Source organism: Streptomyces sp. NPDC058525 (assembly GCF_042719495.1).
Taxonomy (GTDB): Bacteria; Actinomycetota; Actinomycetes; order Streptomycetales; family Streptomycetaceae; genus Streptomyces.
The window spans coordinates 1-7,314 of sequence record NZ_JBHXNP010000183.1; the positions used below are offsets into that span (position 1 = coordinate 1).

Genomic DNA, 7,314 nt, shown 5'->3' on the forward strand with positions numbered 1-7,314 from the left:
CTGCACGGTCATGTGCAGGGAGCCGGTGATGCGGGCGCCGGCCAGCGGCTGGGCCTCCGCGTACTCGGCGCGGATCGACATCAGGCCCGGCATCTCGTGCTCGGCCAGCGTGATCTCCTTGCGGCCGAAGGCGGCGAGGGAAAGGTCTGCGACCTTGAAGTCCATGGGTGCTGCTCCTCATGGTTCGAGAGGGTGGGTACGGCTGAGCCGTGCGCCTGCCGTGCGTGAGCAGGAAGCGGCGCACCGAGCACAGTCCGTCGGGGGCCCTCTCTCCCCTCGGCCGGTCACGAAGGACCGCCCGACCGCCATCAGCAGCGACGCCTGACACTGATGACGAATCTACACCGATCGGCCCAGCCTCCCCCAGTTGGCGGGGGACAAGTCGTGGCTTGGGTTCGGGCCCTCTGGCGGACAGGTTCAGGGCCTTTCGGACTTTTGATCCATCCCTTACCTGCGGAAGGATGCCGGTGGATCGGAACACGTGCTCGCTCGCGCGATCCCGCAGGTGGCCCCACGGCGTTAGGAGATTTCAGTGACCAGTCCGGCAGACCCTCCCGCAAGCGGGGGCGCTGGGGGCACCTCCCAGCCGAGGTCCGGGGCGGGGCAGAAGCGCCTGAAGCTGCTCGCCGTCACCGCGTGTCCCACCGGGATCGCACACACGTACATGGCCGCGGAGAAGCTCCAGCAGGCCGCCGACCGCCTCGGCGTCGACATGAAGGTGGAGACGCAGGGCTCCATCGGGGCCGAGAACGTGCTCTCTGACAACGATGTCAGAGAGGCGGACGGCATCATCATCGCCGCCGACAAGGAGGTCGACCGCGAGCGCTTCGCGGGCAAGCGCGTCCTGTCCACCGGTGTCGCGGACGGCATCCACAAGCCGGAGGAGCTGATCGAGCGCGTGCAGAGCGCGCCGGTGCAGGCCGGTTCGGCCGCGGGTGCGGACGGCGGCGGGAGCGGGGCCGGGGGCGGCGGCCGGGAGCGCGGGGCGGCGTACAAGGCGCTGATGAACGGCGTCTCGCACATGATCCCGTTCGTGGTCGTGGGCGGTCTGCTGCTGGCCGTCTCGATCGCGCTCGGCGGGCATTCCACCCCCGAGGGCATCGCGTTCGACAAGGACTCGTTCTGGTTCTACGTCAACGCGCTGGGCGGCCTCGGCTTCAAGCTGATGCTGCCGATCTTCTCCGGCTACATCGCCTACGCGCTCGGTGACCGGCCGGCCCTCGTGCCCGGCATGATCGGCGGCTTCCTCGCCGCCGACGCCGTGAACATCTACGGGGCCGAGGCCAACGCGGGCTTCCTGGGAGCGATCGCGACCGGTTTCCTGGCGGGCTATCTGGTCGTCTGGATCAAGAAGGTCAAGGTTCCCAAGTTCGTCCAGCCGATCATGCCGATCATCGTGATCCCGATCGTGTCTACGGTCGCGCTCGGCCTGTTCTACATCTACGTGATCGGTCAGCCCATCTCCTGGGTGTTCACGCACCTGACCAACTGGCTGAACGGGATGACCGGTTCCAGCGCGATCGTGCTCGGCGCGCTGATCGGCCTGATGATCGCCTTCGACATGGGCGGCCCGGTCAACAAGACGGCCTTCCTGGTCGCGGTCGGCCTGATCGGCACCAACAACGCGGTCATGGGCATGGCCGCCGCCGCGATCCCGGTGATGCCGCTCGGCCAGGGCCTGGCGACGCTGCTGCGCCGCAAGCTCTACTCCGACCAGGAGCGGGAGACGGGCATCGCCGCGCTGTTCATGGGCTTCTTCGGCATCTCCGAGGGCGCCATTCCGTTCGCCGCCGCGCGGCCTGCGCAGGTCATTCCCGCGAACATGCTCGGCGGCGCGGTGGCCGGCGCCCTCGCGGGCCTGTCGGGGGTCGAGGACTCGGTGCCGCACGGCGGTCCGATCGTCGCGGCCTTCGGCGCCGTCAGCGGGGTCGCGATGTTCTTCGTCGCGATCGCGGCGGGCACGGTCGTCACCGCGCTCACCACGAACGCGCTGATCGAGATCAAGCAGCGCCGGGACGGCCGGAACGCGCCGCGGGTGCTCGCCCCCGAGCCGGTCCTGGCCGGTGTGGGTGTGGGCGCGGGCGCCGGTGTCGCCGCCGCCGGTGCGGGTTCCGCTTCGGGCGCCGGCGCGGCCGCCGCCCGGGCGCAGGCCCCGGCCCCTGCTCCGGCTCCGGCCGCGGCTCCGGCCGCAGCCGCCGCCCCGGCCGCCGGGCAGCCCGAGGTGCTCTCCGGGTACCTGACCGGGCAGACGGTGAAGACGGAGCTGGCCGCCGGCTCCAAGGAGGCGGCGATCCGCGAGATGGCGGAGATGCTGGCCTCCACCGGCAACGTCCGGGACGTGGACGAGCTCGTACGGGTCGCCCTCGCCCGGGAGGCGCAGGGTACGACCGGTCTCGGCGAGTCGATCGCGATCCCGCACGCCAAGACGGACGCGGTGACCCGGCCCACGGTCGGCTTCGCCCGGTCCGGCGAGGGCATCGAGTGGGGCGCGCTGGACGGGACGAAGGCCCGGCTGATCTTCATGATCTCGGTGCCGGAGGCCGCGGCCGGTGACGAGCACCTGCGGATCCTGGCCCTGCTGTCGCGCAAGCTGATGGACGGCGGGTTCCGCGAGCGGCTGCAGAGCGCCCCGGACGAGCCCGCGATCCTGGATGTGCTGCGCGAGATCCAGTAGCCGAAGCTCCGCCCGACGGGGTCCCGCACCTGGTGCGGGACCCCGTCGGCGTTCCCGGCGGCGGCGAGCCGTACAGTTCGCCCGCACATCGCATCGAGGAGAGCGGGGCGGGATCGTGGGAACGCAGGGCCGGGCGCCGGGACAGCGGCTCGGGGTGGCATCGGTGGTGCTGCTGGTGCTGGGCGGGGCCGTGAGCTGTACCGGGGGTGTGGGCGGGTACCTCTTCACGCCGACGCGGGTCGTGGTGTCGGACAGCATGAAGCCGACCTACACGACGGGCGGGTCGATCGTGGTCAACATGCTGGCCCCCGGGGTGGAGCGCGGCGACGTGGTGCTCTTCGACTCCTCGGTCTGGGGTGAGCGGGGACTGTTCCTGGAACGGGTCGTCGCGGTGGGCGGCGACCGCATCGCCTACCAGCGCGGGGACCGGACGCTGACCTTGAACGGGAAGCCGCTGGAGGAGCCGTACGTCCTGGACGGCGACCCGGTGGCGGGCTCGCCCTTCGCGTTCGACGTGACGGTGCCCGAGGGCCGGCTGTTCCTGCTGGGCGACGCCCGCGGCAACTCCGCCGACTCCCGCTACCGGTTCGAGAAGACGGAGGGCGGGACCGCGCCCGTGTCGGCCGTGAAGGGCACGGTCATCGGCACGGGCCATCCGCTGGTCGTCGGCTTCCGGACGGCGGTGTTCGCCGGGGCCGCCGTGCTGGCCGCCGGAGCGGTGTCCGGCTTCGCCGCGCTGCGGCTGCGGCGCCGCGCGGGAGCGGCAGCAGCGGCGGCAGCGGCAGCGGCGCAGCAGCCGGCGTACGCGGGTCAGGTGCCGCCGCCGGGGGCCTGAGGGGACGCTACGGGGGGGGCGAGGTACGGCGAAGGCCCCCGCGGGCCGTGGGGCTCGCGGGGGCCTTCGCCGTACGCCTGGGGACTACTTGGCGGTGTCCAGGCGGTAGATGTCCGGCTCCAGGTAGATCACCCGGGCGATCGGGACGGCTTCGCGGATGCGGGCCTCGGCGGCGTTGATCGCCTCCGCCACCTGCGTCGCGGTGTCGTGGCCCTCGACGGCGATCTTGGCGGCGACCAGCAGCTCCTCGGGGCCGAGGTGCAGGGTCCGCATGTGGATCACCCGGGTGACGACGACCCCGTCGACGAGCGCCGCGTTGATCTTCTCGACCTCGTCGGTGCCCGCGGCCTCGCCGAGCAGCAGGGACTTGGTCTCCGCGGCCAGGACGATGGCGATGACGATGAGCAGGACGCCGATGCACAGGGTGCCGATGCCGTCCCAGACGCCGTTGCCGGTCAGCAGGGCGATGCCGACGCCGCCGAGGGCGAGGACCAGGCCGACGAGCGCGCCGAGGTCCTCGAGGAGCACCACGGGCAGCTCGGGGGCCTTGGCCCGCTTGATGAACTGGCTCCACGTCTGCTTCCCGCGGACCTCGTTCGACTCCTTGATCGCGGTGCGGAAGGAGAAGGTCTCCGCGATGATCGCGAAGACGAGGACGCCGACCGGCCAGTACCAGGCCTCGATCGCGTGCGGATGGTTGATCTTCTCGATGCCCTCGTAGATGGCGAACATGCCACCGACGGTGAACAGCACGATCGAGACGAGGAACGCGTAGATGTAGCGCTCTCGCCCGTACCCGAAGGGGTGCTGCGGTGTCGCCTCGCGCTTGGCCCTCTTCCCGCCGAGGAGCAGCAGCCCCTGGTTCCCGGAGTCCGCCAGCGAGTGGACGCTTTCCGCGAGCATCGACGAGGAGCCGCTGAAGAGGAACGCCACGAATTTGGCTACAGCGATGGCGAGGTTGGCGGCGAGTGCCGCCACGATCGCCTTGGTACCGCCCGACGCGCTCATGGGTGCAGGGTGTCCTTCCTAGCCACTGACTACCGGCCGCACATTGTTGCAGCTACCGCGCCGGACGCCGCGTCAGACCACCGCGGCGGCCCGGAAGACGGTTCCCGTTCCGGACAGTTCGGCCTTTTCCCCCGCCCGTACGAACACCGACTCGCCCGGGGCCAGGGGCAGTTCCCCCACGCGGGGCGAACCGGCCGTGCAGAGCAGGATCTGCGCCGTGTCCTCGGGGAGCACGCGGGAGGCCGCGCCGGGCGCGAGGAGGAAGCGGGAGAGCCGGAACTCCTCGATGGGGGTCTCGTAGACCTCCTCGCCGTCGCCTTCGGGGCGCAGCACCTTCGGGTCTCCGGACTCGAACCTCACGATCTTCAGCAGCTCCGGCACGTCCACGTGTTTGGGGGTGAGCCCGGCGCGCAGCACGTTGTCGGAGTTGGCGAGCAGCTCCACGCCGAGGCCGTCGACGTAGGCGTGCGGGACGCCCGCGCCGAGGAACACCGCCTCGCCGGGCTGGAGTCGGAAGTGGTTGAGGAGCATGGCCGCGATGACGCCCGGGTCGCCGGGGTAGTCGTGGACGAGGTGGGCGTACGGGGCGTACGGGCCGCCCAGGCGCTCGGCGGCGGCCGCGGTCTCGGCGACGGTACGGGCCATCTCCTCGCGGTCGGCGGTCAGTACGGCGGTGAGCACCTCGCGCAGCGCGGCGTCCTCGGGATGGGCGCGCAGCAGGTCGGCGTACGGCTTGAGGGAGCCGACTCCGAGGCCTTCGAGCAGGTCGGCGGAGTGCAGCGGGGGACGGAAGCCGCACAGCCCCTCGAACGGGGTGAGCGCGCAGAGCATCTCGGGCTTGTGGTTGGGGTCCTTGTAGTTGCGGTCGCCCGCGTCGATCGGGATGCCGCGCCGCTCCTCGTCCTCGAAGCCCGCCTTGGCCTGGGCGAGGTCGGGGTGGACCTGGAGGGAGAGGGGGGCACCGGCGGCGAGGACCTTGAGGAGGAAGGGCAGCCGGGGGCCGAACTTGGCGACGGTGGCGGCGCCGAGTTCGCCCTCGGGGTCGGCGGCGATGACGTCCGAGAGGGCCTCTTCACCGGCGCCGCGGTCGATGCGGGACGGTGCGCCCGGGTGGGCGCCCATCCACAGCTCGGCCTGGGGCTCACCGGTGGGCTCGACGCCGAGCAGGTGGGGGATGGCGGTGGTCGATCCCCAGGCGTAGGGGCGGATCGTGTTCGTCAGGCGGTCCATCGTCGTCTTCCTGGATAGAGCCGGGCACGGACGTGTACCTCAGCTGTGTCCCCCGGAAGCCAACGCCAGGTAGGCGGTGGCGAAATCCGTGACGGCGAGGAGTTCGGCGAGCTGCTCCAGCTCCACCCCCTCCTCCGGTTCGAGCTCGCTGATGGCCGTGTCGTGGCTGAGGGCGAGCTCGCGTGCGGCAGGGGCGGCGGAAAGCCCGCCGGCCGGCCGGTCACGCAGCAGGACGATGCGGGCGCGGAGAGCCTGGGGCTCTTCGACCCGGTCACGGAAGAAGTCTTCGGGATCGGCCCCGGCGGCGAAGGAGCCGGCGAGCAGCACGCCGTGCGAGGGCAGTGCCTCGGGGAGGGCCGCGGCCAGGGCGGGCCGGCCGGCGAGCTCGGCGAGGGTGGCGGCGAAGCGGCGGCCCGCGGGGCCGGCGCCGGCGCCCTCGCTCCAGATGAGCGGGAGGGAGTCGGCGAGCTCGGAGGCGAGGGTCTTGGCCGGGTTGGAGTAGGTGGCGATGGCGGGGCCGCAGCGCTCGGCGGTGCGGTCGAGCCGGTCGGCGACGAGCTGGAGGGCGCTGGGGGCGGCGCTGACCAGGCCGACCTTGTCGAGGAGCACCAGCAGCGGGGTCAGCAGGGCCCACAGGGCGCCGGGTCCGGCCGCGGCGGACTCGTCGTACTCCTGGTACGGGGCCTTGGCCATCGGTACGAGGAGGCCGTGCGCGCCGTCCACGGCCTCGCTCAGCGGTGAGCGCTCGGGGGCGACGGCGACGACGTTGCAGCCGCGCCGGTAGGCCTGCTCGGCGAGGACGCCGAGGCCCGGCTCGGTGCCGTCGGTGGTGGCGATGAGCAGCAGGTCCACGGAGCCGGCCCAGCCGGGCAGGGCCCAGCGCAGGGCGCCGGAGGCGTGCGCGACGCCGGTGGGGTCCAGGCGGATGACGGGCGCGGAGGCTCCGGCGAGGGCGCCGAGCAGGTCGGCGACTCCGGTGGCGGCGGTTCCGGCGCCGGCGATCAGGACGGCGCGGGGGCGGCCGTCGGGCCGCAGGTCGGCGAGGCCGGCTTCGGCCGCGTGCCGGGCCGCGGTGCGGACCCTGGCCCCGGCTTCCGCGGCACCTCGTAGCAGGCCCCGCCGGTCGGCGCGGGCGAGATCGTCCGGTGCGTCGAGGAGCGACTCGTCGAGCATGGCGGCCTCCGGCGGTGTCGGCGCGTGTGGGGTCAGGCGGGGCGGCGGGCCTCGTCCACGAGGAGGACCGGGATACCGTCACGGACCGGGTAGGCGAGGCCGCAGTCCTGGCCGGTGCAGATCAGCTCGGGAGCCGTCTCGTCGGCCGACTTGTCCTCGAGGGGCGAGTGGCAGGCGGGGCAGGCGAGGATCTCCAGAAGACCGGCTTCGAGCGGCATGGGGCGGGTTCCCTTCGGGGATGCGGATGGTTCTGCGGTGCGGCGAGGTCAGCGTACCGCCGAGTCACCTGCGGTGCGGCCTGACGGGGTTCGGGTGCGGCGCCGCTGCCGGGGCTCCGCCCCGGACCCTCCCCCAGACTCCGTCCGGGGGGACCCCCACGCCTCAAACGCCGGCG

General features: G+C 72.6%; 7 protein-coding genes. 2 read left to right on the forward strand and 5 right to left on the reverse strand.

The features are described from left to right. A partial coding sequence (locus ACFWP3_RS41100; protein ID WP_384231956.1) for an adenosylhomocysteinase occupies positions 1–165 on the reverse strand: 165 nt, incomplete at its 3' end. 367 nt (positions 166–532) lie between these two features. Here ACFWP3_RS41100 and ACFWP3_RS41105 point away from each other — a divergent pair. After that, positions 533–2,674, forward strand: coding sequence for a fructose-specific PTS transporter subunit EIIC (locus ACFWP3_RS41105; protein ID WP_384231945.1), 2,142 nt, complete (start codon positions 533–535; stop codon positions 2,672–2,674). Between the two features lie 115 nt (positions 2,675–2,789). After that, positions 2,790–3,509: a signal peptidase I gene (gene lepB / locus ACFWP3_RS41110; protein WP_384231947.1), complete on the forward strand. Its 720-nt coding sequence runs from the start codon at positions 2,790–2,792 to the stop codon at positions 3,507–3,509. An 84-nt stretch (positions 3,510–3,593) separates the two neighbouring features. On the opposite strand, the gene ACFWP3_RS41115 is transcribed toward lepB, so the two are convergent. The 4 genes from ACFWP3_RS41115 to ACFWP3_RS41130 all read right to left on the reverse strand — a co-directional run bounded on the left by ACFWP3_RS41115 (position 3,594) and on the right by ACFWP3_RS41130 (position 7,138). After that, the gene (locus ACFWP3_RS41115; RefSeq protein WP_384231948.1) at positions 3,594–4,517 is read right to left on the reverse strand and encodes a cation diffusion facilitator family transporter; all 924 of its coding nucleotides are present in this window, start codon (positions 4,515–4,517) and stop codon (positions 3,594–3,596) included. A 72-nt stretch (positions 4,518–4,589) separates the two neighbouring features. Then, positions 4,590–5,747 carry a mannose-6-phosphate isomerase, class I gene (manA, locus tag ACFWP3_RS41120; protein WP_384231951.1) on the reverse strand — a complete coding sequence of 386 codons (1,158 nt, stop codon included), beginning with the start codon at positions 5,745–5,747 and terminating at the stop codon, positions 4,590–4,592. Between the two features lie 39 nt (positions 5,748–5,786). Then, positions 5,787–6,920: an SIS domain-containing protein gene (locus tag ACFWP3_RS41125; RefSeq protein ID WP_384231953.1), complete on the reverse strand. Its 1,134-nt coding sequence runs from the start codon at positions 6,918–6,920 to the stop codon at positions 5,787–5,789. A gap of 32 nt (positions 6,921–6,952) precedes the next feature. Beyond that, on the reverse strand, positions 6,953–7,138 hold the full coding sequence (locus ACFWP3_RS41130; RefSeq protein ID WP_037797711.1) for a Trm112 family protein: 186 nt from the start codon (positions 7,136–7,138) through the stop codon (positions 6,953–6,955). Between the last annotated feature and the right edge of the window lie 176 nt (positions 7,139–7,314).

Excerpts from the sequence above, each read along its gene's own strand:
- ACFWP3_RS41115 (WP_384231948.1), bottom strand. The coding sequence starts at position 4,517 with ATGAGCGCGTCGGGCGGTACCAAGGCGATCGTGGCGGCACTCGCCGCC.
- manA (WP_384231951.1), bottom strand. The coding sequence starts at position 5,747 with ATGGACCGCCTGACGAACACGATCCGCCCCTACGCCTGGGGATCGACC.
- ACFWP3_RS41130 (WP_037797711.1), bottom strand. The coding sequence starts at position 7,138 with ATGCCGCTCGAAGCCGGTCTTCTGGAGATCCTCGCCTGCCCCGCCTGC.
- ACFWP3_RS41125 (WP_384231953.1), bottom strand. The coding sequence starts at position 6,920 with ATGCTCGACGAGTCGCTCCTCGACGCACCGGACGATCTCGCCCGCGCC.